Source organism: Marinobacter sp. G5_S1_61_S3 (genome assembly GCF_054968585.1).
On sequence record NZ_JBQKUK010000022.1, the window covers coordinates 1 to 24,820 of the forward strand.

24 protein-coding genes are annotated in these 24,820 nt (G+C 58.5%); 14 read left to right on the forward strand and 10 right to left on the reverse strand.

Annotated elements, in window-relative coordinates; all coding sequences use genetic code 11:
* The first annotated feature begins 67 nt into the window (after positions 1-67).
* From htpG to ACTRWH_RS18460, 4 genes are all read left to right on the forward strand, one after another.
* A complete protein-coding gene (htpG, locus tag ACTRWH_RS18445; protein WP_462826725.1) occupies positions 68-1,960 on the forward strand; it encodes a molecular chaperone HtpG in 1,893 nt (630 codons plus the stop codon).
* A 9-nt stretch (positions 1,961-1,969) separates the two neighbouring features.
* The gene (locus ACTRWH_RS18450) at positions 1,970-2,188 is read left to right on the forward strand and encodes a DUF2835 domain-containing protein (RefSeq protein ID WP_036208369.1); all 219 of its coding nucleotides are present in this window, start codon (positions 1,970-1,972) and stop codon (positions 2,186-2,188) included.
* A gap of 76 nt (positions 2,189-2,264) precedes the next feature.
* Complete coding sequence (locus tag ACTRWH_RS18455; protein ID WP_228210741.1) at positions 2,265-3,230, forward strand: tRNA dihydrouridine synthase; 966 nt, start codon at positions 2,265-2,267, stop codon at positions 3,228-3,230.
* A 109-nt stretch (positions 3,231-3,339) separates the two neighbouring features.
* Positions 3,340-4,305 (forward strand): MBL fold metallo-hydrolase, encoded by a 966-nt coding sequence (locus ACTRWH_RS18460; RefSeq protein WP_228210740.1) that lies wholly within the window; start codon positions 3,340-3,342, stop codon positions 4,303-4,305.
* Positions 4,306-4,326: 21 nt separating this feature from the next.
* On the opposite strand, the gene ACTRWH_RS18465 is transcribed toward ACTRWH_RS18460, so the two are convergent.
* The gene (locus ACTRWH_RS18465; RefSeq protein ID WP_085680991.1) at positions 4,327-5,343 is read right to left on the reverse strand and encodes a class I fructose-bisphosphate aldolase; all 1,017 of its coding nucleotides are present in this window, start codon (positions 5,341-5,343) and stop codon (positions 4,327-4,329) included.
* 284 nt (positions 5,344-5,627) lie between these two features.
* Here ACTRWH_RS18465 and katG point away from each other — a divergent pair, with 284 nt between their 5' ends.
* A complete protein-coding gene (gene katG, locus ACTRWH_RS18470) occupies positions 5,628-7,841 on the forward strand; it encodes a catalase/peroxidase HPI (RefSeq protein ID WP_075196896.1) in 2,214 nt (737 codons plus the stop codon).
* 92 nt (positions 7,842-7,933) lie between these two features.
* Here the strand turns inward: katG and ACTRWH_RS18475 are convergent, their stop codons facing one another.
* Positions 7,934-8,899: a zinc-binding metallopeptidase family protein gene (locus ACTRWH_RS18475; RefSeq protein ID WP_041333119.1), complete on the reverse strand. Its 966-nt coding sequence runs from the start codon at positions 8,897-8,899 to the stop codon at positions 7,934-7,936.
* Between the two features lie 137 nt (positions 8,900-9,036).
* Between ACTRWH_RS18475 and ACTRWH_RS18480 the strand changes: the two genes are divergently transcribed.
* Both ACTRWH_RS18480 and ACTRWH_RS18485 read left to right on the forward strand, forming a co-directional pair.
* On the forward strand, positions 9,037-9,450 hold the full coding sequence (locus tag ACTRWH_RS18480) for a MarR family winged helix-turn-helix transcriptional regulator (protein ID WP_036208355.1): 414 nt from the start codon (positions 9,037-9,039) through the stop codon (positions 9,448-9,450).
* 40 nt (positions 9,451-9,490) lie between these two features.
* Complete coding sequence (locus ACTRWH_RS18485; RefSeq protein WP_036208352.1) at positions 9,491-10,369, forward strand: alpha/beta hydrolase family protein; 879 nt, start codon at positions 9,491-9,493, stop codon at positions 10,367-10,369.
* Between the two features lie 30 nt (positions 10,370-10,399).
* Here ACTRWH_RS18485 and ACTRWH_RS18490 read toward each other — a convergent pair whose 3' ends face one another.
* Positions 10,400-11,692 (reverse strand): cation:proton antiporter, encoded by a 1,293-nt coding sequence (locus tag ACTRWH_RS18490; protein ID WP_091641968.1) that lies wholly within the window; start codon positions 11,690-11,692, stop codon positions 10,400-10,402.
* Between the two features lie 310 nt (positions 11,693-12,002).
* Here ACTRWH_RS18490 and ACTRWH_RS18495 point away from each other — a divergent pair, with 310 nt between their 5' ends.
* Positions 12,003-13,148, forward strand: a complete 1,146-nt coding sequence (locus ACTRWH_RS18495) for an arylamine N-acetyltransferase family protein (RefSeq protein ID WP_228210739.1) — start codon at positions 12,003-12,005, stop codon at positions 13,146-13,148.
* 17 nt (positions 13,149-13,165) lie between these two features.
* Here the strand turns inward: ACTRWH_RS18495 and ACTRWH_RS18500 are convergent, their stop codons facing one another.
* Entirely contained in the window at positions 13,166-13,861 is a 696-nt protein-coding gene (locus ACTRWH_RS18500) for an aspartate/glutamate racemase family protein (RefSeq protein ID WP_228210738.1), read from the reverse strand.
* Positions 13,862-13,995: 134 nt separating this feature from the next.
* On the opposite strand from ACTRWH_RS18500, the gene ACTRWH_RS18505 reads away from it, so the two are divergent.
* Positions 13,996-14,907 (forward strand): pirin family protein, encoded by a 912-nt coding sequence (locus ACTRWH_RS18505; protein ID WP_228210737.1) that lies wholly within the window; start codon positions 13,996-13,998, stop codon positions 14,905-14,907.
* A 78-nt stretch (positions 14,908-14,985) separates the two neighbouring features.
* Positions 14,986-15,579, forward strand: coding sequence for a LysE family translocator (locus ACTRWH_RS18510; protein ID WP_228210736.1), 594 nt, complete (start codon positions 14,986-14,988; stop codon positions 15,577-15,579).
* Here the strand turns inward: ACTRWH_RS18510 and ACTRWH_RS18515 are convergent.
* From ACTRWH_RS18515 to ACTRWH_RS18530, 4 genes are read right to left on the reverse strand one after another with little or no spacing between them, the layout of a single operon-like run.
* Complete coding sequence (locus tag ACTRWH_RS18515) at positions 15,538-16,404, reverse strand: AraC family transcriptional regulator (RefSeq protein WP_228210735.1); 867 nt, start codon at positions 16,402-16,404, stop codon at positions 15,538-15,540. The genes ACTRWH_RS18510 and ACTRWH_RS18515 overlap by 42 nt on opposite strands.
* A gap of 24 nt (positions 16,405-16,428) precedes the next feature.
* Entirely contained in the window at positions 16,429-16,761 is a 333-nt protein-coding gene (locus ACTRWH_RS18520) for a YnfA family protein (RefSeq protein ID WP_228210734.1), read from the reverse strand.
* Positions 16,762-16,812: 51 nt separating this feature from the next.
* Positions 16,813-17,637, reverse strand: a complete 825-nt coding sequence (locus ACTRWH_RS18525) for an HAD family hydrolase (protein WP_151981969.1) — start codon at positions 17,635-17,637, stop codon at positions 16,813-16,815.
* A gap of 46 nt (positions 17,638-17,683) precedes the next feature.
* Positions 17,684-18,640, reverse strand: coding sequence for a LysR family transcriptional regulator (locus ACTRWH_RS18530; RefSeq protein WP_228210733.1), 957 nt, complete (start codon positions 18,638-18,640; stop codon positions 17,684-17,686).
* Between the two features lie 118 nt (positions 18,641-18,758).
* On the opposite strand from ACTRWH_RS18530, the gene ACTRWH_RS18535 reads away from it, so the two are divergent.
* Together ACTRWH_RS18535 and ACTRWH_RS18540 are read left to right on the forward strand one after the other, a co-directional pair.
* Positions 18,759-18,989, forward strand: coding sequence for a hypothetical protein (locus ACTRWH_RS18535; protein ID WP_007154336.1), 231 nt, complete (start codon positions 18,759-18,761; stop codon positions 18,987-18,989).
* Positions 18,990-19,077: 88 nt separating this feature from the next.
* Positions 19,078-20,256, forward strand: a complete 1,179-nt coding sequence (locus tag ACTRWH_RS18540) for a magnesium transporter (RefSeq protein ID WP_228210732.1) — start codon at positions 19,078-19,080, stop codon at positions 20,254-20,256.
* Between the two features lie 114 nt (positions 20,257-20,370).
* On the opposite strand, the gene ACTRWH_RS18545 is transcribed toward ACTRWH_RS18540, so the two are convergent.
* Entirely contained in the window at positions 20,371-20,637 is a 267-nt protein-coding gene (locus ACTRWH_RS18545) for a DksA/TraR family C4-type zinc finger protein (RefSeq protein WP_085680970.1), read from the reverse strand.
* A 198-nt stretch (positions 20,638-20,835) separates the two neighbouring features.
* Here ACTRWH_RS18545 and ACTRWH_RS18550 point away from each other — a divergent pair, with 198 nt between their 5' ends.
* Together ACTRWH_RS18550 and ACTRWH_RS18555 are read left to right on the forward strand one after the other, a co-directional pair.
* Complete coding sequence (locus ACTRWH_RS18550) at positions 20,836-21,507, forward strand: ABC transporter ATP-binding protein (RefSeq protein ID WP_228210731.1); 672 nt, start codon at positions 20,836-20,838, stop codon at positions 21,505-21,507.
* On the forward strand, positions 21,497-24,064 hold the full coding sequence (locus ACTRWH_RS18555; RefSeq protein ID WP_228210730.1) for an ABC transporter permease: 2,568 nt from the start codon (positions 21,497-21,499) through the stop codon (positions 24,062-24,064). Before ACTRWH_RS18550 ends, ACTRWH_RS18555 begins: the two co-directional genes overlap by 11 nt.
* A gap of 8 nt (positions 24,065-24,072) precedes the next feature.
* Here ACTRWH_RS18555 and ACTRWH_RS18560 read toward each other — a convergent pair whose 3' ends face one another.
* A complete protein-coding gene (locus ACTRWH_RS18560) occupies positions 24,073-24,819 on the reverse strand; it encodes an SDR family oxidoreductase (RefSeq protein ID WP_228210729.1) in 747 nt (248 codons plus the stop codon).
* Position 24,820: the final 1 nt, after the last annotated feature.

Consider the following 24,820-nt stretch of genomic DNA (forward strand, 5'->3'; position numbering starts at 1 on the left):
GTTTTGGACAGGGCTTCATACCCACGCCGCTCCACCGAAGCAAACACAGCAGGAGATAAAACAAGCCATGACGGTTGAATCGCAAAAAGAGACCCTGGGTTTTCAGACCGAAGTTAAGCAACTGCTTAACCTGATGATCCACTCCCTGTACTCCAACAAGGAAATCTTCCTTCGTGAATTGATTTCCAACGCGTCGGATGCAGAAGACAAACTGCGTTTCGCTGCCTTGAAGGACGACAGCCTGTTCGAAAGCGATCCGGAGCTGAAAATTCGCCTGGACTTCGACGCAGAAAAGAACACCGTCACACTGACCGATAACGGTATCGGCATGAACCGGGACGATGTTATCCAGAACCTGGGCACCATTGCCAAGTCTGGTACTGCCGAGTTTCTCAAACAGCTTTCCGGTGACGAGAAGAAAGACAGCAAGCTGATCGGTCAGTTTGGTGTTGGCTTCTATTCCTCATTCATCGTGGCCGATTCCGTGGAAGTGTTTACCCGTCGCGCCGGTACACCGGTAGAAGAGGGCGTTCACTGGCAGTCTGCTGGCGATGGCCAATTCACCATTGAGAACGTGGACCGGACTGAACGCGGTACGCAGATCGTCCTGCACCTGAAGGATGACGCCAAAGAATTTGCCGACGGTTTCCGTCTGCGCAACCTGGTGAAGAAGTACTCCGACCACATCTCTTTCCCGGTTGTCATGAAGTCCGAATCCGAGGAAGAGGGCGAAAAGGGCGAATATGAAACCGTCAACGACGCCACCGCCCTGTGGACACTGTCCCGCAGTGAGATCAAGGACGAGGAGTACAAGGAGTTCTACAAGCACATTGCCCACGACTTTGAAGACCCGCTGACCTGGTCCCACAACAAGGTTGAAGGCAAGCTGGATTACACCAGCCTTCTGTATGTGCCTGGCCGTGCGCCGTTTGACCTGTATAACCGGGAAGCGCCTCGTGGCCTGAAGCTGTACGTGCAGCGCGTGTTCATCATGGACGACGCAGAGCAGTTCCTGCCGTTGTACCTGCGCTTCACCAAGGGTGTGATCGATTCCAACGACCTGTCGCTGAACGTCTCCCGTGAGATCCTGCAGAACGACAGCACCGTTGAAAGCATCCGTACAGCGGTGACCAAGCGGGTTCTGGATATGCTGTCCAAGCTGTCCAAGAAAGAGCCGGAGCAGTACCAGAAGTTCTGGAATGAATTTGGCACTGTGCTGAAGGAAGGCCCGGCGGAAGACTTCAGTAACCGCGAGAAAATCGGCGGCCTGCTGCGCTTTGCGTCCACCCATACCGGTGAGCAGGCGCAGACCGTGTCTCTGGATGAGTACATCGGCCGTATGAAGGAAGGCCAGAGCAAGATCTACTACATCACCGCCGACAACTTCATGGCCGCCAAGAGCAGCCCGCACCTGGAAGTGTTCCGCAAGAAAGGCATCGAGGTGCTGATCCTCTCTGACCGCATCGATGAGTGGATGATGGGCTATCTGAACGAGTACGACGGCAAACAGTTCCAGGACGTTGCCCGTGGTGATCTCGACCTTGGCGAAGTGGAAACTGAGGAAGACAAGAAGCACAAGGAAGAGGCTGCCGAGGAACACAAGAACCTGCTGGAGCGCATCAAGACCGCACTGGATGACCGGGTGCAGGAAGTGCGGGTAACCAACCGCCTGACTGATTCACCAGCCTGCCTGGTAGTTGGCGACTTCGATATGGGCGCGCAGATGAAGAAAATCATGGAAGCGGCGGGCCAGAAAGTGCCCGACAGCAAGCCGATTTTCGAGATCAACGTTGAGCATCCGCTGGTTCAGCGCCTTGAGAACGAGCAGGGCGAGGACCGCTTCAAGGAGTTGTCTGCCGTATTGCTGGACCAGGCCACATTGGCCAGTGGTGAACAACTGCAGGACCCGGGCGCGTATGTAAGCCGCCTGAACCGCCTGCTGCTTGAGCTTGCCAACTAAGGCCGCCTGATGCAGCAGATTATCGTGGACGTCGATATCAGCCCTGATGAGTGGATCAAGCTCTATCAGGGTTCGGCGACGGACGTCCACACCAGGGCCCGGGACGGGCGTTCCGTCCGCTTCCCGGCCCGTATTCTCTCCCGCTTTTACCTTCGTGACGGCGTCCAGGGCAGTTTCCGTATCCTGTTTGATGACCAGGGCAAGTTCGTCAGCGTGGAACGCTTGTAATTCCGGCCTACCAACGCCCTTAAAAGTTCTCTACAATTCCCACCCGTTTATTCCTTGATCAATTCGTGGAGCCCCAATGCGAATAATCCTTGCCCCAATGGAAGGGCTGGTTGATGCACCCATTCGAGAGACACTGACAGCCGTTGGTGGCATCGACCGGTGCGTAACGGAATTTATTCGCGTGACTCAGGGCATGCTGCCGCCCCGTATTTTCTACAAATACGCCCCGGAACTGCACAACGGCTGCGAAACCCAGGTTGGCGTGCCGGTGGCCGTTCAACTGTTGGGCTCGGACCCCGTCCAGATGGGCCGGCATGGCGTCAAGGCGGTGGAGCTGGGCGCCACACAGGTTGATATCAATTTCGGTTGCCCCGCCAAGACTGTGAACAAGCACAAGGGTGGCTGTGTGCTCATGCGCGAGCCCGAATTGATGCAGCAGATTACGGAAGCGGTTCGTGCCGCCGTACCTGCCCATGTGCCGGTGACCGCGAAAATGCGTCTGGGGTACGATGACCGTTCCATGGGCGTTGCCTGTGGCCAGGCGCTGGAAGCGGCCGGCGCGTCCGAAATCGTGGTTCACGCCCGCAGTAAGGTGGATGGCTACAAGCCGCCGGCTTACTGGGAAGATGTGGCCCGGGTCAGGGAAGCGGTTAATGCCCATGTGATCGCCAATGGCGAGATCTGGACCGTGGCGGATTACTGGCGCTGCCGGGAGGTCTCTGGCTGTGACGATGTGATGATCGGTCGTGGGCTGATCGCCCGACCGGATCTGGCACGGCGGATTCGTGCCAGTCAACGTAAGGAATCGGTGGCGGATATGACCTGGCCCGAGGTGGTCAGGCTGGTAGAGGGCTACGCCGTTGCGCTGCAGGAACGCCTTGAAGACAGGTTCGTGACCGGCCGTATCAAACAATGGCTGAACTATCTGCGTGGCGGCTACGCGGAGGCCCAGTGGCTGTGGCCTGAAGCCAGAAAGATCCGTGACGTGGCACCCATGCTGGCTTGCCTGCGACAGCCCGTCCCGGTGACTGAAGCTGCATAGATCTGTTCACGTTTACTGCTCCGGAATTCCATTCTCCAGCTACACTGCTATGAAGTGACGCATCCATCGTATTGGTTACGGTACCGCCAAAAACCGTGGAGAGGGAGAAATGAACAACGCCTGCAAGAGCCTGGTTGCTGCCTTTCTGGTAAGCACCGTATCGCTGTCGGCTGCCGCCGACTCCGTCAAGGTCACCCCGCTTGGGAGCCATGATGGCGAATTCTGCGCCATGGACCGGGCGCTCATCTTTGAAGACCCCAATGGCACCCGTATTCTCTATGACGCCGGTCGAACCGTTGCGGGTGCCGATGATCCCCGATTAGGCAACATTGATGTGGTGCTGGTCTCCCACGTTCATGGCGACCATGTGGGGGATCGCCATATCCGCGACGTCAATCAGGGTAGCTGTGGTGGGCCGGAGGTTCCGGTGGTGGTGCTTCCTGAGTCCAATTCCGTGAACATCACCGCCGCCAAGAAGGCAAAGATCGTAACGGGTAGCGAAATGCCGGCGTTTTTCGCCAGCAAGCTCAAAAGCGTTGAGGGTAATCCAGAGGATTCACTGCTGGTGAGGTTCGGGGCTGAACGGGTGGTGGGCGGTGTGGCCATCACGACCGTGCCCGCCGTGCACAGTAACGGCCTGTCGCCGAGCTTTCTCACCGGCCCGCTGGCGGAATACCTGAAAGCGGCGGGCGTCGGCGCCAGTGTCGGACCGCCCACCGGCTACGTGCTCACGTTCACCAATGGCCTGGTGGTGTACCTGTCCGGCGATACCGGTATCACCGCTGAGCAGAAACTGGTTGTCAAAGACCACTACGGCGCCAGCCTTGTGGTTCTCAACATCGGTGACACCTACACCACGGGCCCGGAAGAGGCGGCCTACGTGGTAAATGACCTGATCACGCCAAACGCGGTGATCGCGTCCCACGCCAATGAGGCCGCCACACAGGATGGCATGGTCCGGGACGGAACGCGCACCAAACAGTTCATCAGCCTGTCCTCAATGCCCGTTCACGTTCCTCTTAGTGGCAAAACCATGAGCTTTGATGGTACTGCCCACTGCACCGACGGTTGTTGAAAGGAAGGCTGGCCGTAGCGGTCAGCCTTCCATTTCTGATGAGTATTGCCCCAGGGTGGCCAGGCTGTTCAACTTGGCACGTTTAACCATTGCGGCCTGGGCAGCTTCGCGGTTGGAGGAAATACCTGCCCAGGCTTTCTGGGCCGGCTCCTGCAGTGCCCGCCCGTAGGAAAAGCTGAGTGTCCAGGGCAGGGCCGGGCCACTGTTCATGGCGTTCAGGTTCAGGGTCGCTTCCGCCGGGGTCTGGCCACCGGACAGGAAGTTGATACCAGGCACCGCTGCCGGCACCACACGCCGGAACACTCCCAAGGTGTGTTTTGCCACGTCCTCTGGGCTTGCCTTCTGGCCATTGGCGTTGCCAGGCGTCACCATGCTGGGTTTGAGGATCATGGTCTCAAGCTCAACACGATGGCGTCGCAGGGCCTGAAATACCTCGTTGATAACGGCCTCGTTCACCTCCGCGCTTCGCTCGATGCTATGGTTGCCATCGATCAGCACTTCGGGTTCCACAATGGGCACCACGCCGCAGGACTGGCAGATGGCGGCATAGCGTGCCAAGACCTCGGCATTTGCCTCGATGGCAGCGCGACTGGGGTTGGTATCGGTGATGTGATATACGTTCCGCCACTTGGCAAACCGCGCACCGAGTTGTTTGTAGTCTTCAAGCCGTTGGGCTAGCCCATCCAGGCCCTCGGTAATCTCATCACCGGGTGCATTAATCATCGGGCCCTTGCCCTTATCCACCTTAATGCCGGGCACAATGCCCTGTTTTGCCGCCACAGAGGGCAGGCTGGCGCCATCGTCCGCGTGCTGTCGCAGGGTTTCCTCGAACAGGATCACACCACTGACGTACTCTCCCAGCCCCGGCGCAGCGAGAATCAGGTTGCGGTAGTGTCGTCGGTTCTCTTCGGTGGATTCCACACCAACCGCCTTGAACCGTTTGGCGATGGTTGGGTTGCTCTCGTCCGCCGCCAGAATGCCCTTACCTTCGCAGACCAGTTCACGGATGGTGCTTTCAAGCTGTTCCTGAGTGTTCATCCAAAACTCCCGTCGCTATGCCAGTGAACGTTTAAAACTCTGGTTTCAAACCCCGAGTGTTCAGTATAGATCTTCAGCAAGCAGATCACAGTTATCAACCGGTAACTCGCGGGAGATATAGTGATAAACAAAAACTATGACATTGGTACGAAAAAACAACCTGAACTAATAGTGAAAAATGGGAGTACATTGACTAGATTGGTAGCTGATTGGTTCAGTTTGTCAGTGCAACAACGATCAATGAAACAGTGAAATAGATGGTAGCAACCCACGGAGAGAGTGATATGAGCGGAAACGAAGGTAAATGCCCGGTTATGCACGGGGCCCGCACAAAGCTGCAGGACGAGGGTCCGGGTGTCAACGATTGGTGGCCGAACCAGCTGAACCTGGGTATTTTGCACCAGCACAACCCCAAGTCGAACCCGTTGGGGGAAGACTTCAACTACGCCGAAGAATTCAAGAAGCTTGACCTGCCTGCGGTCAAGAAAGACATCGAAGCCGTATTGAAAGATTCACAGGACTGGTGGCCCGCGGATTACGGCCATTACGGTCCGTTCATGATTCGCATGGCTTGGCACAGTGCCGGTACCTATCGAACCGGTGATGGCCGCGGTGGTGCCGGCACCGGCAACCAGCGTTTCGCGCCCATCAACAGCTGGCCTGACAATGGCAACCTGGACAAGGCCCGCCGCCTGCTATGGCCAGTCAAACAGAAGTATGGCAACAAGCTGTCCTGGGCCGACCTATTTATCCTGACTGGCAACGTGTCCCTTGAGTCCATGGGCTTCAAGACCTTTGGTTTTGCCGGTGGTCGTGAGGACATTTTCCAGCCCGAGGAAGACATTTACTGGGGTGCGGAAAGGGAATGGCTGGCCACCAGCGACAAGCCGAACAGCCGTTATTCCGGTGATCGCGATCTGGAAAACCCCCTGGCTGCGGTACAGATGGGTTTGATCTACGTGAATCCGGAAGGCCCGGATGGGAATCCGGACCCGCTGGCATCGGCTCGTGACATTCGCGAGACCTTTGCTCGCATGGCGATGAATGACTATGAAACAGCAGCCCTGACCGCTGGCGGTCACACCTTTGGTAAGACCCACGGGGCCGGTGATCCCGACAAAGTTGGTCCAGAACCGGAAGCAGCGCCGATCGAAGAGATGGGCCTGGGCTGGAAGAGCAGCCATGGCAGCGGCAAGGGCCGTGATGCTATCACCAGTGGTCTCGAGGGCGCCTGGACGCCCAGCCCCACCCAGTGGGACATGAGCTATTTTGACGTGCTGTTTGGCTACGAGTGGGAACTGACCAAGAGCCCGGCCGGCGCCCAGCAGTGGCGGCCGAAAGGATTGACCGAGAAAGACATGGCGCCTGATGCGGAAGATCCGTCCAAGCGCGTGGGAATCATGATGTCCACCGCCGATATGGCGATGAAGCAGGACCCGGAATACCGCAAGATCTGCGAGCACTTCCATAAGAACCCGGAAGAGTTTGCGGACGCCTTTGCTCGCGCCTGGTTCAAGCTGACGCACCGCGATATGGGCCCGAAAGCCCGCTATCTCGGCCCGGAAGTGCCGGCAGAAGACCTGATCTGGCAGGATCCGGTGCCAGCGGTCGATCACGAACTGATCAATGCCCAGGACATTGCTGACCTTAAGAGCAAGATCCTGGGAGCGGGCCTGTCGGTCTCCGAGCTGGTTTACACCGCATGGTCTGCCGCGTCGACGTTCCGTGGCTCCGATCTGCGCGGTGGGGCCAACGGCGCCCGCATCCGCCTGGCTCCCCAGAAAGACTGGGAAGTAAACGAGCCACAGCAACTGGCGAAGGTGCTACAGGCGCTTGAAGGCATCCAGAAGTCCTTTAACGATGCCCAGTCGGGCAACAAGAAGGTTTCCCTGGCTGACCTGATCGTGCTCGGCGGTAATGCCGCGGTTGAGAAGGCCGCCAAGGATGCAGGCCACAGCATCGACGTGCCGTTCTCACCGGGACGCACCGATGCAACCGATGACCAGACGGACGTTGAAGCCTTTGACTGGCTCAAGCCCGAAGCGGACGGCTTCCGCAACTATCGCCGCGCGGCGTTCACCGTTTCCGACGAGGAAATGTTGATCGACAAGGCGCAGTTGCTGAACCTGAGCGCACCGCAGATGACGGTACTGGTAGGTGGCTTGCGGGTACTGGGTGCCAATTACAAGCAATCGAAGCACGGTGTATTGACCAACTCGCCGGGCAAACTCACGAACGATTTCTTCGTGAACCTGACCGACCTTAACACCGAGTGGAAGCCAACATCGGCTGACGCGGACGTGTTTGAAGGGCGCGATCGCAAAACCGGCGACGTGAAGTGGACCGGTACGCGTGTGGACCTGATCTTCGGTTCCAACTCGCAGCTTCGCGCGGTGTCTGAGGTGTATGCCCAGGCAGACGCGAAGGAGAAGTTCGTCAAGGACTTCGTCACCGCCTGGAACAAGGTGATGAACGCGGATCGTTTCGATCTGTCGTGATTGAATGCCCGCACCAAAGTGCGGGCATTTCGATAGTAAAACGGCGTTTCAATGAAAGTTGAAACGCCGTTTTTTTATGCAAGTTCTGCTATTCAGAGCCCCTGGGCACCCCTGCGAAGCCAGTCATGCACAAACGCCAGCTTGTGGCGCGCGAAATCCGACAGAACAAAGGGGTACAGGTCAGACAGACCCATTGACCGGTTTACATGGTTCACGCCCATGGCGATGGACGCGGCGATATGGATCAAACGCTGGGCGTCTGGTTCTGAATAGGGATCCCAGTTCGGACCTGGCACTTCCGGAGAGGTTAAACCGGAGGCCACAAAGCTGTCGGTCAGGTCCGTCAGGTGTAACAGATGCGCCGCGGTTTCCGCCCAGTCTTCATGGGGATGGGCCGAGGCATAGCTGGTGAGGTAGAACTTTTTCCAGTCCTGCGGCGGGCCGTTCTCATAGTGGTGCTGAAGCGCGCCCGGGTAGCTGATGCGCTCGTCACCAAACATTGCGCGGAAGGCATCCAGGAAGTCCTCACGCAGGCTCAGACGCCACCAGAGCATGTGGGCAATCTCATGGCGCATGTGGCCAATCATCGTTCTGTAGGGCTCTTCCAGCGCCTCCCTGCGGGTGGTGCGCAGCACCGGGTCTGCTTCTGCGACACTGATGGTGACGACGCCTTGGGCGTGGCCCATTGGCACCGGAGTAGGGCCCTCGGCGAGCATATGGAACACCGGCCTTGCGCCGGGGTCTTCCGGGCGAAACCAGTGCCAGCGACCCAGATTATCGATCACCCAGCGTTTGGAGGCCTCGGTTTGGGCCCAGTTGGGGATGGCGTTGGCAATCGATGGGTCTGGTGCCAGCGCCGTCATTGCACAGGCGCGACAGAAAGCGCCTTGCTCCGGTGCGATCCAGTTGCAGCCAATCACGTCCCGGTTGGCGCAGAAGGGTGGCATCGGTAGAAATGCTCGCGCCTGGGGGTCGTAGGCCACCGGCGTACCGTCAGCCGTAGCAAGATTATCAAACCAGAGAGAGCCGGAACCGACGGGGTTGGCGAAAACGCGCATAAAGAAAGTCTTCCAGCGGAATGGACTTCGAGTATAGGAATTGACTGCGCCGGATGTCCAACGCTGCGTTGACGGGCTTGTCAGATATTTCACACGTGTAGTATATTTGATTCACATGTGAAGTAACTGGATGACTAATGGATAAACGGTTTTTCTATCTCCTGAACAAGGCCCGCCATCGAGTATACAAACACGCTGACCAGCGCAGCGAAGAAGCGCTGGGTATTTCGGTCACCCAGGTGGGGGCTCTGTTGCTGGTTGCGGGTGACGAGGGGTGTCTGCTGAAGGACCTGGCCCACAGCCTGCACCTGAACAGTTCCGCGCTGACGGGGCTGGCCGGGCGGATGGAGAACAAGGGCCTGTTGGAGAGACGCACCTGTGACAGGGATGGCCGTGCATCCCGCCTGTATCTCACCGATGTCGGGCGCGAGAAAATCGAGAGCGCCAAACCGCTGATCACGGAATTGAACAATCGTATGACCGAGGGTTTCAGTGACGAAGAAGTGACCGTCATCCTTAAGTTCCTCAATCATCTCGCCAACGATTTCTGACACCAGGGCAAGGTATTCGGCAAGTATCAGGAGAACTATCATGAGTGCCAGGGAGTCTTCATTACCCCCAACCAATAGAAAGGATGTGCCCGTCACAACACCGGGTGGTCATCGAATCCAGCTTCGGGTATTTCCTGCGGCTCAGTCCAGTTCGGTCGTCATCGTAGCTGGCGCTATGGGTGTGGGGCAGCATTGCTACGAGAAATTCGCACGCTATCTGAGCAGCCAGGGCTTTACCGCGATAACCTTCGATTATTTCGGTATGGGCGCCTCCCTGAACAGCCATCTTCGGGATTGCCCGGTCAAGGTGACGGAGTGGGGGAGTGAAGACTGCCGGGCGGTTATCGACTTCGCCCGTCAGCATTACCCGGGGCAGCGTCTTCAATGGATTGGGCACAGCGTCGGCGGCCAGTTGCTGGGTATGACGCCGAACGTAAACGATCTGGATCACGCGGTTACCGTCGCCTGTGGCAGCGGCTATTGGCGTGAGAATTCACCACCCACCAAACGCATTGCTTGGTTTTTGTGGTACTTCATGGCACCTGTCAGTGTGCGGATGTTTGGCTATTTTCCCGGAAAGCGCCTGAACATCGTGGGTGACTTACCGCCCAATGTGATACGCCAGTGGCGGCAATGGTGCCTCGACCCCGAATACGCGGTGGGGAAAGAAGGCCGGGCACTGCGCGAGCAGTTCGCTGCGGTAAAGGTACCCATTTCCGCCGTCGCCTTCTCTGATGACGAAATGATGTCCCGGCGGAATGTTGATTCACTGCACAGTTTCTACACTCACGCGGCTGTCACGATGCACCGAGTTCATCCGAAGGAGGTTGGCGAAAGTCGCATTGGCCATCTTGGGTGGTTCCGCGAGCAATATGAAACGTCGATCTGGCAAAACACGTTGCTGCCACTGCTTCGTTGATCGAGCAGAATGTTCACTATGGCGGGCGCTTCAGTGCGCCGATTTTCGCGCCCGCCAGAATCGAGCGATGGCCGGTTTAACGCTTACGCCATGAACCAGGATCGACAGGGCGACCACCACCAGGGTCAGGTGAATCAACTCCAGGGCAATGTTTTCCGGCAGCCCATGTTGGATGGCGTACATCAGATAGTAGAGAGAACCAATACCCCGCACACCGAACCAACCCGCGAGATTTCGCAACCGGATCGGCGCCTTGCTGCCGAGCAGGCCAAGGTGAACACTGATGGGGCGGGCGACGAAGAACAGAAAGGCGGCGAAACCAACCGCGCGCCAGCTCCATGAATCCCAGAACAGGGAACCGCCAATCAGCAGGACCAGAACGATTTCTGCCAGCCTCTCCAGATGTTCGTTGAATATCAGAGAGCTCTGATGCACATGGGCGATGGCCAGCGGCGCCTCGCCCGGATAGGTTTCTCCGGACGTTGCATCTGAATAGGACTGCTTAAGACCGGCCAGCTTCAGTTCGGTATGCCGCAATGCCACTGCCGCGCTGAATACCGCCAGAAATCCCCAGGCATTGACCAGCAGACTGATGCCATAGGCAAACGCAATCAGGCCCAGCCCAAGGAAACTTTCCAGAAACTCGGAGTGGGTGAACGTGGTGCGCAGTTTCTGAACCAGCCAGCCGACCAGACAGCCGGCCACAATACCGATGACGATTCCCGCGCCGCTGGCCCAGACAACATCAACCGCGAACCATCGCCACCCGACATCTCCCAGATCATGCAAACCTAACAGTCCGAGCCCCAGCATCACGAAAGGAAAGGCGCTGCCGTCGTTCATTCCTGCTTCACTGGTTAGCGCAAACCGCAGCCGGTCAGGATCATCGGCATGCCGAACCTGTACTTCGGTGGCAAGCACCGGATCGGTGGGCGCCACTACGGCACCAAGCAGTACGGCTGCGCCTAGGGGCAGGGCCAGCCAGAAGTATCCAAACAGCGCCACAATACCCACGGTCAGCGACATCGACACAACCGCCAGTCTCAGGGGGTTGCGCCACCGCCTGAAGGTCACCGGGGCGGGCATTTTAACGCCAGCGCAATACAGCGAAATCAACACGGCTATTTCGGTCAGTAGTTCCAGCAGTGCGGATTCTTCAAGTGGGTTGAAGTGGAACAGTCCAAAGCCCATCGGGCCGACAACAAAACCGACGAGCAGGTACACAATGGCTGACGTGGCAGGCCCGTTTTTGATGTAGGACGCCGTAAAGCCCACTAACAGAAGAAGGGCGCCCAGTAATAGAAACCAGGTAGCAGTGGTCATAGGTAACTCAGTAAGAGAGTGGTGAAGTAAAGGCCTCGCGGTAATCGAGATTCCTAACGATGCGCTCTTATCCGGAATTCTGCCAGCGGAAAGCCCCGAGTTTCCTATACGGTTCAGTAATTACCGATGCGGCCGCGGGTATCGGTGAATCGGGGGCTTGACCTAAACTAAGGTTTAGGTCTTATCGTCCATAACCACATCCACAATACAGCGAGGAGACCAATATCATGAGCCAGGACATTGAGGTGGGCGTTATCTATGGCAGCATCCGTGAGGCCCGGCTTAACAATCCTTATGGGGAGGTAACGGCATGAATACAGCAGTTAAGGAGGACTCTATTTCCCTGAACGGAGCACGTGTTCTGGTGTTGGGGCGTTCCGAGGCGGTCCTGGAAGCGGTGCTGGGTGAACTCACGGCCCTGGGTATCGATGCCCAGGGCACGGCTGAGCCTGAGAAGGCAACGGAGCGTTACGACGCCCGGAATTATGATCTCATCGCTCTTGGGCGGGGTCTTCTTGGTGAAGCCGGCCAGTCCCTCAAAGCACAGTTCCGGGAGCGCAACGCCGATGTGCGCTTCCTGGATACCTACGCCCCCTTTGCGGTCTATGAGATTGCCACGGCTCTGGAGTGCTCGTACCCACCGAATGTGGACCTGGAGCCTTACCTGGCACGCATCGGTCGTGAGGGGCCCGTGGCACCGACCCTGGAGACTCTCAAAGAACTCCATGAGCGCCATCCGGACGCCATCCCGTTCGAGGCCATTGATGTACTGCTGGAGCGCGGCGTGAATATCGCCCCGGATGCCGTAGAAGACAAGCTGGTCCATGGCAGGCGCGGTGGTTACTGCTTTGAGCACAATGGCCTGTTCAAAAGAGTGCTTGAGGCCATCGGTTTCCACGTGGAAGGCCTTTCCGCCCGCGTACGCTGGAATGCAGCACCCGGGACCGCCCCGCAGCCATACTCTCACATGGCGCTAAGGGTTGTTGTGGACAACGTGCCGTGGCTGGTGGACGTGGGTTTTGGAGGCTGCGTACTCACGACGCCGCTCCGCATGGACACGATAGAACCCCAGGCCACTTCCCACGAGACATTCCGGCTGATCCCGTTCGGGCCGGGAATGCTGCTACAGATGTGGATAGACGAGCAATGGAAGCCCGTCTACGAGTTGTCTGGAGAACCCCGTCTGGAAGGTGACTACGAGGTTGCCAACTGGTACACCGCTGAGCACCCGGATTCACACTTCCGGAGAAACCTGATGGTGGCTCGCACCACCACGGAGGCCCGCTACACACTGCTGAACGGCCGCTATACGGTCCGTTATTCCGATGGCCGTACTCACCGGGAGGTCCTGGAGGCAGATGGTATAGAACGGGTGCTGGCGGATACATTCCAACTGCCGGTGCAACCGGACTGGCGCCCAATGATTGAGCGTGCTGCCTTGCTGACCGAGCGCTAGCATGGCCCCTGCTGAATTCAGTCCCCCGAGAGGGCCTGATTCACCGCCTGCGCCGCATGGATCGCCGTTGTGTCATACAGCGGGACGGGGGTATCCGTCTGCTTGATCAGCAGGCCGATTTCCGTGCATCCCAGGATGACAGCTTGCGCACCTTGCTCGGCCAGTGAGTTGATGACGGCCAGATACGTTTCCCGGGAAGCCGCCTGGATCTCGCCCTGGCAGAGTTCTTCGTAGATGACCCGATGAACCTCCGCCCGCTGGGGAGCATCCGGTGTGACCACCTCAATGCCAGCCGCTTCCAGGCGCTCGCGGTAGAAGGCCTGCTTCATGGTAAACCGTGTACCCAAGAGCCCCACGCGCTGGATGTTGTCCTGTGTCAGCACCTTCGCTGTGGCATCGGCAATGTGAAGCAGGGGGATGTTGATAGCCTCTTCAATCTCCGGCGCTACTTTGTGCATGGTGTTGGTGCCGATCATCAGAAAATCCGCTCCCGCGTTCTCCAGGGAAAGCGCTGCGCCGGAAAGAATTCTGGCGGTTGCCGGCCAGTCTCCCTGGTGTTGAAGCGCTTCAATTTCCGCGAAGTCCACGCTATAGAGCACCAGCTTTGCGGAATGCAATCCGCCCAGACGTGATTTCACGCCCTCATTGATCAGCCGGTAATAGGTTTGAGTGGATTCCCAACTCATACCGCCAAGAAGGCCAATGGTTTTCATAAAACGCTCCCTGTTCTAACAATGGTAGACACGATGAGACTAACAAATACGTCCGTAGCTGTATTGGATAGTTGAACATCTCAGGTATTCGGGGCAATGTGGAACTTCCTGAACATACGCATAGGAGCGGTGCCGTGAGTAATGTATTGGAGTCTGCCGAACAACGTTGCGACGCTATCGAGGCACCCTGCAGTGCAATTCAAACCATACTGAGCCCTCGCATCACGGATCTGGGTGGTTTCTCCGTGCGCCGCCTGCTACCGACTGCAAAACGGAAAATGGTTGGCCCCTGGATCTTTTTTGATGAAATGGGGCCGGCGGATTTTCCGGCGGGGCAGGGCATCAATGTGCGCCCGCATCCGCACATTGGCATAGCAACCGTGACCTACCTGTTCGAGGGCGAGATTCTCCATCGGGATTCCATCGGCAGCCTCCAGCCCATCCGCCCCGGCGACATTAACCTGATGGTGGCCGGCCGTGGCATCACCCATTCTGAACGTGAACGCCCCAGCATCACAGTAGAGGATCACCGGCTGCATGGCCTGCAGCTCTGGCTGGCGCTGCCGGAAGACCATGAGGAGACAGAGCCAGCTTTCCATCATTATCCAACTGACGACATCCCGGCCATCACCATCCAGGATGTCCCGGTACGGGTTATGATCGGCAGCGCCTATGGTGTGGTTTCGCCGGTGCGACAATTCAGTGACACCCTATATCTGGAAGCCTCCATCAAGGCCGGGCAGACACTCGAGCTGCCCGATGCCCCCGAACGTGCTGTTTACGTGGCCCAGGGCGGCCTGACGGCTCATGGCTCCGAACTGCCAGCGCACAGTATGACTGTGTTTGCTCGTGAACCGGGTGTATCCGTCACCGCTACGGAAGACACCCGCATCGCGGTGATCGGCGGTGAACCGGTAGGCCGCCGGTTTATCGAATGGAACTTTGTATCGTCCCGGAAAGAACGAATCGAACAAGCCAAGGACGATTGGCGGGCAGGGCGGTTTGATAAGGTGGTTGGGGATGAGGCGGAATTTATTCCGTACTAGAGAACCGCAATTTTGTTCAATACCCGCTTCGGTGTTCGGGGCAAACTCCGCTCATAACCTGAACGGAGAATACCATCCATGAGCCTTTCCCTGATTCTGCCCATGTCCGCGTTTGCGTTGGCGGCGTCCATTTCCCCGGGGCCGGTCAACCTTGTTTGTCTGAGCAGTGGCACCCGCTATCCGGTTTCCCGGGGGCTGATCTTCGTAACCGGGGCAACCCTGGGCTTCATCGCACTGTTCGTTGCCGTGGGGCTGGGGCTCTATTCGCTGCTGACCGTGGTGCCGATGCTGGAGACGTTGTTGCGATGGGGCGGTGTCGCATTCCTGCTTTATCTGAGTATAAAGCTGGCCATGGACAGCGGTCAGTTACCGGAAACGGGTGTTGATAAGGCGCCGGGCTTCGGTACCGGGGCAATCATGCAGTGGCTGAACCCCAAAGCCTGGCTGGCCTCGGCGTCTGGCATCGGCGCCTATACCAGCGCCAACGATTTGAACCAGATCCTGCTGTTTGCGTCGCTCTACCTGCCGATTTGTTGGTTGTCCCTGGCGTGCTGGGTGTATGCGGGGGCTTTCCTGCGGCGATACGTGCAGCGGCCTGCGGTGCTGGTGACCATCAACCGGACTTTGGCTTTATTGCTTGCGATCAGTTGCCTGTATCTGGTGACTGGTTGAGGACTGTCGATACTGATTCGGCGTTGCCGCCATCAGCCGTTTGAACGTGCGCTGGAAATGAGGTTGGTCGGCGAAGCCTGCGTTCAGTGCCGCCTCGGCGATAGGGGTGCCGTTGGCGAGCTCAAGGCGCCCTAGCTGGATGCGGCGGTTGAGAAGATAGGCGTGGGGCGTAAGCCCGAAATATTGCCGGAACGCCCGGATCAGGTGGCCAGCGCTGTAACCGGAAATTTCACAGAGCGTATCCAGCGATACGTCTTCTGCAATGTGGTTGTCCAGATAGCGCGCCAACTCAGTCAGGGTATCCGGCGCCTTTGGTTGCTGAATCACCGGTTGCCGGGCCAACTCATGCATCAGGTCTGACAGGAACTCCACCACTTCGGTCTGCTTGTCGAGAAGGTCACGCTGAGCATCCAGAAGACACTCTGCCATGCGGCAGTAGCGCTCATACCAGGTGGGCTCCGAGAGGGTTGCAGTGGCAATGTCCTGCCAGTGTGGGGTGGGCAGCAGCCCGGCCCGAAACCGCAGATCTGTCAACCATCCGGTATCCACATACAGCATCAGGTAGGCCCAGGGCTGGTTATCGATGGGATTGCATGAATGAACCCACTCCGGGTTCATCAGTACCAGATCACCAGCGCGGACATGGAAAAGATCCTCCCGATACTGATAGGTGCTTTCGCCGCCGGTAATAGCGCCAATGGACCATTGCGTATGGCTGTGAGGGGCATAACAGACTTGGCGTCCGTCGCTGACCTTGCGTAATTCCACATGGGGCAGTCGGGCATCGCGCCAGAAAATGGGTTTACTCACGGTGGTGTTGGTCATGCCCGCCATCATATCCTCAGTGCGTTACGTGCCCCTGGGCGCAAACATAATGATGGCCATGCCCGTTAAAGCCACAGCCGTGCCCACCAGATCCCAGACCGTTGGCCGAACGCCATCCACGGCCCATAACCAAAGTATCGCCATAAAGATATAAACACCACCATAGGCTGCGTACACCCGGCCAGCGGCCGTCGGGTGCAGCGATAACAACCAGGCGAACGCGGCCAGGCTCAGGGCGCCGGGGATCAGCAGCCAGATGGTCTTGCCTCCCCGCAGCCACAGATAGGGCAGGTAGCAGCCGACGATCTCGGCCAGGGCGGTCACTAAAAAGAGGCCGACGGTTTTCAATTCTGGCATCACGCTGCTGTTTCCCGTTCAGTATCAGTCGGCGGCTTTCTCCGCGTTCATTTAGCCATGCTTCCGCTTGTACAGCCTGAGTATACCTCGAACCGTTACATCCAGCTGGCTGCCGGATGTGTAATCGCCCCGTACCACGTAGTTGGCCCGCTCTTCGGAGATAAGCTTTTCGATCTTATTCTGGGTATTGCCGTCGCCCCATTTGTCACCGTCGAACACCGCAAGACTGCACCCGCCCTGCGCCTTCACCATTTTCATTGCCGGGATATCGGTGTCACCGTCGCCGAAATAGATCATGTGGTCGAAGGGCACGGGGCGTTCACCGGGTTCAATGTATTCGTTAATGGTGACGTTGTCCCAGCTGTTCTCGATGCCCTTGTTGATGCGGAAAAGGTACTGGGTTTTAGTGGTGTAGTCGATGGCCACGGCGGGCCACTTGGCATGCCCTGTGGCTTCATCATAGTGATAACGGCACCCGAAAATTTTCTTGAAATGCTTTGCCACCGGCGTGCCGCGAATCATCTCCTCCAGCCCGCTGGAGACAATGTAATGGCTCAGGGCAATACCCTGGTCGCTGGCGAAGCGGTTGATGGCGTCAAACCAGTCCACGACCCCGGGGAACAGGGGGATGGACTTTCCGTAGGCCTGTAGTCTCTCCGGTTTCAGCTCATCCTGCTTGCCCTCATCGCGGGCGCGCTTGGCCAGTTCGCCGAGGTAGGTGAGTATCTCATCGCCGTCCCGCTCACGGTTCTTGCGATTCACTTCCGGCCAGAAGTCGGAATGCTCGTTCAAACCCAAGGCCGGCATCAGGCCGTGTTCGGCGCAGTTGCCTTTGGCAAGGGTGCCGTCGAAGTCATAGATCAGAGCGCATTGCATTGTCTTTGTGCCTTCTTTCCATGGATGACATCAGCGTAGCCGGTTATTACAAACGACGCCCGGCCAGGCGATTTTTCTGGGCGCGGACGGCCTCAGTCAGAAAATCCATCAGCGCATGAATCCTCACCACGCCTCGCAGGTCCGGATGCATCAGAAACCACAGGCCGTATTCCAACTCTGGGATGGGGTCGGTGAGTTGAACGATGTCCGGGTCCTCGTCCGCGAGATAGCAGGGCATCACGGCCAGCCCCATGCGGGAGCGAATGGCGCTGAGGATGCTCACCAGGGTATCCACACGGTAAACACAGGCCTGCTTCAGCGCGTGGTTATCCATCCACTGGTCCACGGAGGAATCCTGAAGCCTCGGCCCGGCGCCAATCCAGGGCTCACTGGCAAGGGCCTCTATGGAGGTTCCCGGCGTCAGGCCGAGGTCTTTGTGAGCATAGACAGCCTGGCCGAGGGTGGTCAGTGGCCGGCCAATCAGGTTTTCCGGTGGACGGTTGGAGGGACGTATAGCCACGTCCGCCTCCCGACGTGTGAGATTGAACAACTGGTTGGACACCGCAACATCCAACACAATGCCTGGGTATTTGTGCCGGAACTGCGTGAACAACGGTGCCAGCACACCCATCAGCAGAGAGTCCGTTGTGGTGGTCCAGATTTCGCCACTGGGCTCCAGGTCACGGCCGGCCACCTTGCGCTCGGCGGCCAGGGCGGCCTCGTCCATGACCTTTGCCGTGTCTGCGAGTTCTTCCCCTGCCAGAGTTGGCCGATAACCTGTGCGGCCTCTCTCAAAGAGAATCACCCCAAGGCGCTGCTCAACATCGCCCAGCCGCCGGAACACCGTAGCGTGGCTCACGCCCAACGCCCGCGACGCGCCAGAGAGCGAGCCAGAAGTAGCAATGGCGAGCACCAGTTCAAAGTCATTCCACGCCAGATTGCTCCGTGTTCTCGCGGAGGCGGCGGGCGATTTTTTGGGTTGTTTATCTGTTCGTTTTTGCAAAGTCTGTTCTCGGTTCTAGGGAATAGTTTGCAGTTTAGAACAAGTTTAGCATGTACCTGAACTCATACGACAACCAGTGCGATCCGCCACAAGGTGCGGCGCCAGGGAGGATAGAGACATGTTGATCTCAGCAGAAAAGACCTACCTTAGCGGTGGCAATTCGCTGGCTTTCCGCGAGCCGGCAGACGGTAATGCAAAAGAGTTGCACCGGAGCAGCATACCGCTCAGATATCGCGATGGGATGGGAGGCGTCAATCTTGAGCAAGTGAAGCGGGATCAGCGCAGGGCGCGTCGAGACCTCATGCGGGCGATGATCCGGGGCCTGAACCGGCTGCTACGTCTGCACTAGAAGAACGCTCCGGCTGCGGCACGCCAACCGGTGCTGATCGTTCAGTGTTGCTATAGTCATATAACAGGCACTGATGTCGGAGCGCGAAATGACCCAGAATATGGAATTGATCGAGCGGATTGAGCGTATGCGCGATCTCAATCCGCTGGATGCCGCTGAAGAGCTGATGCAGTCACCCGTGGACGATATTCAGTTCATCCTTTCGCGATTGCCTGCGGAACAGGCACAGATCATCGCTTCACATCTGGGGGATCTGTCCGCACCGGAAGAAGCGGCGACCCGCGCAGTGCTTTCCGGCATGGAAGAAACCGTCGGCGAACTGATGACGCCGGTAACAGCAACGTTACCGGACAGCTACACCGTGGCGGAGGCGCTGACCTTCATGGTGAAAAGCGCCGATGTTTCGGAGATTAGCTACATTTTCGTGACGGATAATGACTGCCTGGTGGGTGTGGTCGGCATGCGGGACCTGATTCTGGCCAAACCCTCTGAGGCGCTGGCTACCATTATGGTGCGAGAGCCGTTTGCGTTCCAGGAAGGCACGCTGGTGAAGGATGCAGTCAGTGAAGTGCTCTACCGACACTACCGCATGTACCCGGTGGTGGACGAGCAGCAGCACGTAGTGGGCGAGGTGCGGGGTTGGAAGCTCTACGAACGCATCGCATCGGAACTCAGCGCCCAGGCCGGTTCCCAATACGGTGTGGCAAAGGAAGAACAGATCAACACACCGGTGCTGGCGGCGTTTCGCATGCGCCACCCCTGGCTGCAGGTGAATCTGATTACCGCGTTCGCTGCTGCCTTCGTAGTCGGCATGTTCGAGAGCACTATCGCTCAGATTGTTGCCTTGGCCGCCTTCCTGCCGGTTCTTGCCGGGCAGAGCGGCAACACCGGTTGTCAGGCGCTGGCCATTACCCTGAGGGGCATCACCCTGGGGCAGATCAATGACTATCCGATCCGGCGATTGCTGCGCAAGGAAGTTCTACTGGGCGCACTCAATGGCGCTGCCGTCGGCGTCATTGCCGGTATTGCGATGTTTGCTTATGCCTTGTCCACCGATTCCGCTAACCCGGCCATGCTCGGCCTCGTTATCTTCATCGCCATGGTCGGCGCCTGCATGGGCAGCGGTATCTTCGGGGTGGCGGTGCCGTTGGTGCTCAAACGGTTCGGCGCCGACCCAGCCACTGCGAGCAGCATCTTTTTGACAACGTTCACCGACATTATCGGTATGGGCTTGATGCTGTTCCTTGCAACCTCGTTGGTGCTGTAACCACGTTGTCTTAGGACAGGCTCACTTTTCATCACTGTGCGGGTTCTTTGAAGAGTTCCTTTCAAGCGAGAAAAGCACGCCAGTTTCACGTTTACGGATGCCGTATTTCTTGAACTAGCGCAGCTGACTGTCCTTGCTGCCACGGCGATTGATACCACCATGAGACGTTTCGTGTTTTTCAAGACTAGACTGACACGCAACGCAAAGTTGAACCCCGGGAATCGCTTTGCGGCGCGCTTCCGGAATCGCACTGTCACACTCCTCGCAATGGGTGGCACTCTCGCCGCTCGCCAACTGGCTGCGTGCGCGCTGCACCTCGTCTTCTACGCTCGCGTCGATCTGATCCTGAACGGCGCCATCCCGGGACCAACCACCTGCCATAGCGCTCTCCCATCTTTGCAAAAGTCGTGTAAAACTGCGTCTGACCCGTTTCGTACGGTGCGCTAGTCTGGAAAACTGCTCGTACTCTCAATGACTTTGAATCACTGTCAATCATTTTCCAGCTTCTGCGCGGCTGCCCGCTATCGTCATAATCGCCGTGCAAGCTACATTCTGTTATTAAAAAAGAAAGGTGCCTTTGTGTCCACCAGCGTCCAGATAAGCGACATTAACCTTACCTACCCAACTGAGTCAGGCACCGTCGCGGTGCTCAACAACGCTTCACTCACGATCCCGCCCGGCGACACACTGGCGATTACCGGCCCCTCCGGAAGCGGGAAAACCTCGCTGCTTCTGTTGCTATCCGGGCTCCAGCGCCCGACCAGTGGAGAGATCCTCGTAGGCAACCAGCGCCTGGGCGAGATGGATGCCAACGCATTGGCCGACTGGCGAAGCGAACACCTGGGCATCATCTTTCAGTCCTTTCATTTGTTGCCGGGCCTGACGGCACTTGGGAACGTCAGTCTGCCGCTGGAAATCGCCGGGCAGTTGGATGCCCGCAAGCAGGCCCTTTCGATGCTGGAGGCGGTCGGCCTTACCCACCGGCTGCAGCATTATCCAGGACAGCTTTCCGGGGGTGAGCAACAGCGTGTCGCGATCGCAAGGGCACTGGTGCACCAGCCAAGTCTGCTGCTGGGCGATGAGCCCACCGGCAACCTGGACCATGCCACTGGAGAAAAAGTACTCTCGCTGCTGTTCGACCTCCACAAGGAAAGCAAATCCACCCTGGTGCTGGTGACCCACGACGAACGTGTCGCGGAGCGCTGCCAGCACCGGGTCCGGATGGATGGTGGGCGCCTTTATGAAGCGTAACGCCCAGACAACGCCGCTGTGGATGGTCAAATTCGCGATCACCGATCTGCGATCGCGCATCTCTGCGCTCAAGGTCTTTCTCGCCTGCCTTATCCTCGGCGTTACCCTGGTGGCCGCTACGGCCAGCCTCTACCGGGTGATCGAGCAGAGCCTGCTGGCGGATACCCGCATGTTATTGGGTGGCGATGTGGAGCTCGATGCCAGTGAGCCGTTACCAAGTGACGTGATCGATTGGGTAGGGCGCACCGGGACTCTTTCGCTGGTTCGGGAGTTCGACACGATTGTCAGTGGCGAAAGCGGTGACGGCTTCTTTCGCGCCGAGATCCTGATTCCGGATGCGGCCTATCCGCTCTACGGTGAGTTGCAGCTAACGCCGGACCAGTCGCGTACTGAGCTAACCGCTCGCAAGGATGGCCGATGGGGCGCGGTCATCGACCCCTTGCTGGCCGAACGCCTGGGCCAGACCATCGGGGACCAGATCGAAATCGGCGCGGCCAACTTTCGCATCAGCGGCCTGATCCAGAAACAGCCGGACCGTCGCCTGAATGCCAACTGGCGTGGCCTGCCCATCATGATTTCCGAACAGGCGGTCGAGGCGACGGAACTGATCCGGCCAGGCAGCCGCGTGGACTACGAATACCGGGTGAAGACCGACCGGAATCTGGATACGTGGCTGGCGGACTTCGAACAGGCATTCCCGGAACCAAGCTGGGACACCACTACCTTCGCCGAGCGCAGCCAACGCATCGCCGAACGGCTGGACCAGATTGCCACAGCGCTCATCCTGATTGCCTTCACCACGCTGTTTATTGGCGGCCTCGGTGTCGCCAACAGCATACACGCCTACCTGGATGAAAAACTGGGCACCATCGCCACCCTGCAGACGCTGGGCCTGCGCCGAAAACCCTTGGTGGCCATTTACCTGTTGCAGATCGGACTGCTGGGCAGCCTGGCTGGCCTGATCGGTGGCGGAATCGGATTGGGGTTTTCCGCGGTGGCGATATCCCTCGCGGGCGACGCCTACGCGCTGTCCGGGCCCAAAGGGGCAGGGGGCTGGTTATCCCTGTGGTTTGTTCCCTTGCTGCTGAGTTGGCTGTTTGCGGTGCTCACCGCCTACGTGTTCGCGCTGCCGGCCCTGGCCAGGGCCCTGGCTGCGTCACCGGCTGGGCTGTTCCGGGGGCAGGTACAGGCCGCCCGTAACGAACCCCGCACATGGCGGATCGCGAGCTACGTGCTGCTGGCGATCTATATCAGCGCCACCTTGTTCTGGTTGCCGTCGCCGCAACTGGGATTCCTGTTCCTGCTGGCGGTGGTCGTACTCTGGGCCTTGCTGGAGGGCATCATCAAAGGGCTGCGGCGAGGAGCCAAAGCGCTGGAAAACAGCGGCTTTGCTGACCGCAAGTTCGCCCGGCGGCTGGCGCTCGCCAACCTCCACCGGCCGGATTCGCCACTGCGGGCAACGTTGTTGTCGCTCGGCACCGCGTTGACCCTGGTGGTGGCTTGCACCCTGATGGTCACCACCCTTCTGAGAGCACTGGAAACCACGATCCCGGCGGAATCCCCCGCGCTGATCCTCTATGAAGTGTTCCCGGACCAGATGGAACCGCTCACGTCAGGCCTTGAATCGCTGGACCCGTCCAGCAGGACGGAGCTTCTGCCACTGGTTCGCGCCCGAATGGCCGCCATCAATAAAGAGCCCATCGCAGACGCGCTCGCTGACGACCCCCGAGCCAGGCGCGAAGCCATGGGTGACGAATACAAGCTCACCTACCTGGCGGGAAATCCGGAAGGCCTTGAGCTGGTAAAAGGCAATTGGTGGAGCACTCCGGCCCCGGAAGGGGAGCCGGCCTACATGGCGATGGAAGACCGTGAAGCCAACGCACTCGGGCTAACGGTGGGCGACCGGATTGAGTTCACGGCCCAGGACCAGCCGATTGTCGTCGAAATCCGGGCCATCTACCGCCAGAAAGGCTTACAGACCCGGTTCTGGTTTGAAGGTGTTCTGCAGCAAGGCGCCCTGGATGGATTGATCAGCCTGTACGTCGGCGCGGTCTACCAGAGCGACCCCGCCGCCAAGGAATCGCAGCAATGGCTGGCCGGCAACATCCCCAACGTGATCACACTGCGCACGGCGGACTGGCTTGAAACGGCGGGAGACCTGCTTAACAAGGCAGCCGCTGGCCTTGCGGCGGTTGCGTCCGTCAGCCTGCTGGCAAGCCTGTTGGTGTTGTCCAGCGTGGTCAGCGTCAGCCGCAGGCGCCAACTCTACGAGGCCAACCTGCTGCATTGTCTCGGTGCCAGGCACCAGGCCATCCGGAACTCCATGCTGCTGGAAACCGGCTTGCTGACCTTTCTCGCAACGGTGTTTGCCACGGCGCTGGGTTCGCTGATCGCGCTGCCGGTGGCAGACCTGGCGCTCAAACTGCCAGCGGGAGATCTGTGGTGGATCGGCGCACTGGTGGCCGGCGTCGTCAGCGCGCTGGCGTTGCTGGGTGGCTTGCTGCCGACGTTGAGGGCTATGCGGCTGAATCCAGCGGTTCTGTTACGGGATGGGTAATTGACCGGTTACATCGCCCTCGCGAACAACCCAAAGGGCAGGGCCTTCAACACGTAACTGAGCGGTGTCCAGGGCCACCAGGGCACATAGGCGCGGCGTTTTTCAGACTCGATGGCTTTCACCAGAGCTTTCACGCCGGTTTCCAGATCCACCCGGAAGGGAGCGTTCTTGGTATCGCGGTTGATGTCGGTGAGGATGTAGCCCGGCATAATGTTGCTGACGTTGATGGGCTTGCCCTTGGTGTCCAGTTGCAGGCCTTCAGCCAGTGACGCTACGGCGGCCTTGGTGGCTGCGTAGACGTTGATAGGGCCACGGAAGCCGCGAACACCGCTGACTGACGACATCAGTACCAGATGCCCACTGTTCTGTTCCCGGAAAATCTCCATCGCCGCCTCGCTCTGGGCAATGGCGGCGATGAAGTTGGTTTCCGCCGTCTGCCGGTTGGCGGCAAAGTGCCCGCGCCCAATCGGCTGTGAGCTGCCAATACCGGCATTCACCACCACGCGGTCGAGACTACCCAGCTCATCCCGGAATCCCCGAAACACCTCGAACACCTGCTCGTAGTCGCACACATTCAGGCCTCGGACCAGCACCCGAATATCGGGGTAGGCCTGCTGTAATTCCCGCTGTAATGCCTCCAGCTTATCCGCCCGCCGCGCACAGAGCGCAAGATTGCAGCCCTTGGCGGCCCATTCGCGGGCCATGCCTTCACCGAGGCCGGTGCTGGCACCGGTAATCAGAATGTTCTTTCTCATT

What these genes read in the sequence shown, in the direction of transcription:
- htpG (WP_462826725.1), top strand. Translation starts at nt 68, where the DNA reads ATGACGGTTGAATCGCAAAAAGAGACCCTGGGTTTTCAGACCGAAGTT.
- ACTRWH_RS18450 (WP_036208369.1), top strand. Translation starts at nt 1,970, where the DNA reads ATGCAGCAGATTATCGTGGACGTCGATATCAGCCCTGATGAGTGGATC.
- ACTRWH_RS18455 (WP_228210741.1), top strand. Translation starts at nt 2,265, where the DNA reads ATGCGAATAATCCTTGCCCCAATGGAAGGGCTGGTTGATGCACCCATT.
- ACTRWH_RS18460 (WP_228210740.1), top strand. Translation starts at nt 3,340, where the DNA reads ATGAACAACGCCTGCAAGAGCCTGGTTGCTGCCTTTCTGGTAAGCACC.
- ACTRWH_RS18465 (WP_085680991.1), bottom strand. Translation starts at nt 5,343, where the DNA reads ATGAACACTCAGGAACAGCTTGAAAGCACCATCCGTGAACTGGTCTGC.
- katG (WP_075196896.1), top strand. Translation starts at nt 5,628, where the DNA reads ATGAGCGGAAACGAAGGTAAATGCCCGGTTATGCACGGGGCCCGCACA.
- ACTRWH_RS18475 (WP_041333119.1), bottom strand. Translation starts at nt 8,899, where the DNA reads ATGCGCGTTTTCGCCAACCCCGTCGGTTCCGGCTCTCTCTGGTTTGAT.
- ACTRWH_RS18480 (WP_036208355.1), top strand. Translation starts at nt 9,037, where the DNA reads ATGGATAAACGGTTTTTCTATCTCCTGAACAAGGCCCGCCATCGAGTA.
- ACTRWH_RS18485 (WP_036208352.1), top strand. Translation starts at nt 9,491, where the DNA reads ATGAGTGCCAGGGAGTCTTCATTACCCCCAACCAATAGAAAGGATGTG.
- ACTRWH_RS18490 (WP_091641968.1), bottom strand. Translation starts at nt 11,692, where the DNA reads ATGACCACTGCTACCTGGTTTCTATTACTGGGCGCCCTTCTTCTGTTA.
- ACTRWH_RS18495 (WP_228210739.1), top strand. Translation starts at nt 12,003, where the DNA reads ATGAATACAGCAGTTAAGGAGGACTCTATTTCCCTGAACGGAGCACGT.
- ACTRWH_RS18500 (WP_228210738.1), bottom strand. Translation starts at nt 13,861, where the DNA reads ATGAAAACCATTGGCCTTCTTGGCGGTATGAGTTGGGAATCCACTCAA.
- ACTRWH_RS18510 (WP_228210736.1), top strand. Translation starts at nt 14,986, where the DNA reads ATGAGCCTTTCCCTGATTCTGCCCATGTCCGCGTTTGCGTTGGCGGCG.
- ACTRWH_RS18515 (WP_228210735.1), bottom strand. Translation starts at nt 16,404, where the DNA reads ATGACCAACACCACCGTGAGTAAACCCATTTTCTGGCGCGATGCCCGA.
- ACTRWH_RS18520 (WP_228210734.1), bottom strand. Translation starts at nt 16,761, where the DNA reads ATGCCAGAATTGAAAACCGTCGGCCTCTTTTTAGTGACCGCCCTGGCC.
- ACTRWH_RS18525 (WP_151981969.1), bottom strand. Translation starts at nt 17,637, where the DNA reads ATGCAATGCGCTCTGATCTATGACTTCGACGGCACCCTTGCCAAAGGC.
- ACTRWH_RS18535 (WP_007154336.1), top strand. Translation starts at nt 18,759, where the DNA reads ATGTTGATCTCAGCAGAAAAGACCTACCTTAGCGGTGGCAATTCGCTG.
- ACTRWH_RS18540 (WP_228210732.1), top strand. Translation starts at nt 19,078, where the DNA reads ATGACCCAGAATATGGAATTGATCGAGCGGATTGAGCGTATGCGCGAT.
- ACTRWH_RS18545 (WP_085680970.1), bottom strand. Translation starts at nt 20,637, where the DNA reads ATGGCAGGTGGTTGGTCCCGGGATGGCGCCGTTCAGGATCAGATCGAC.
- ACTRWH_RS18555 (WP_228210730.1), top strand. Translation starts at nt 21,497, where the DNA reads ATGAAGCGTAACGCCCAGACAACGCCGCTGTGGATGGTCAAATTCGCG.
- ACTRWH_RS18560 (WP_228210729.1), bottom strand. Translation starts at nt 24,819, where the DNA reads ATGAGAAAGAACATTCTGATTACCGGTGCCAGCACCGGCCTCGGTGAA.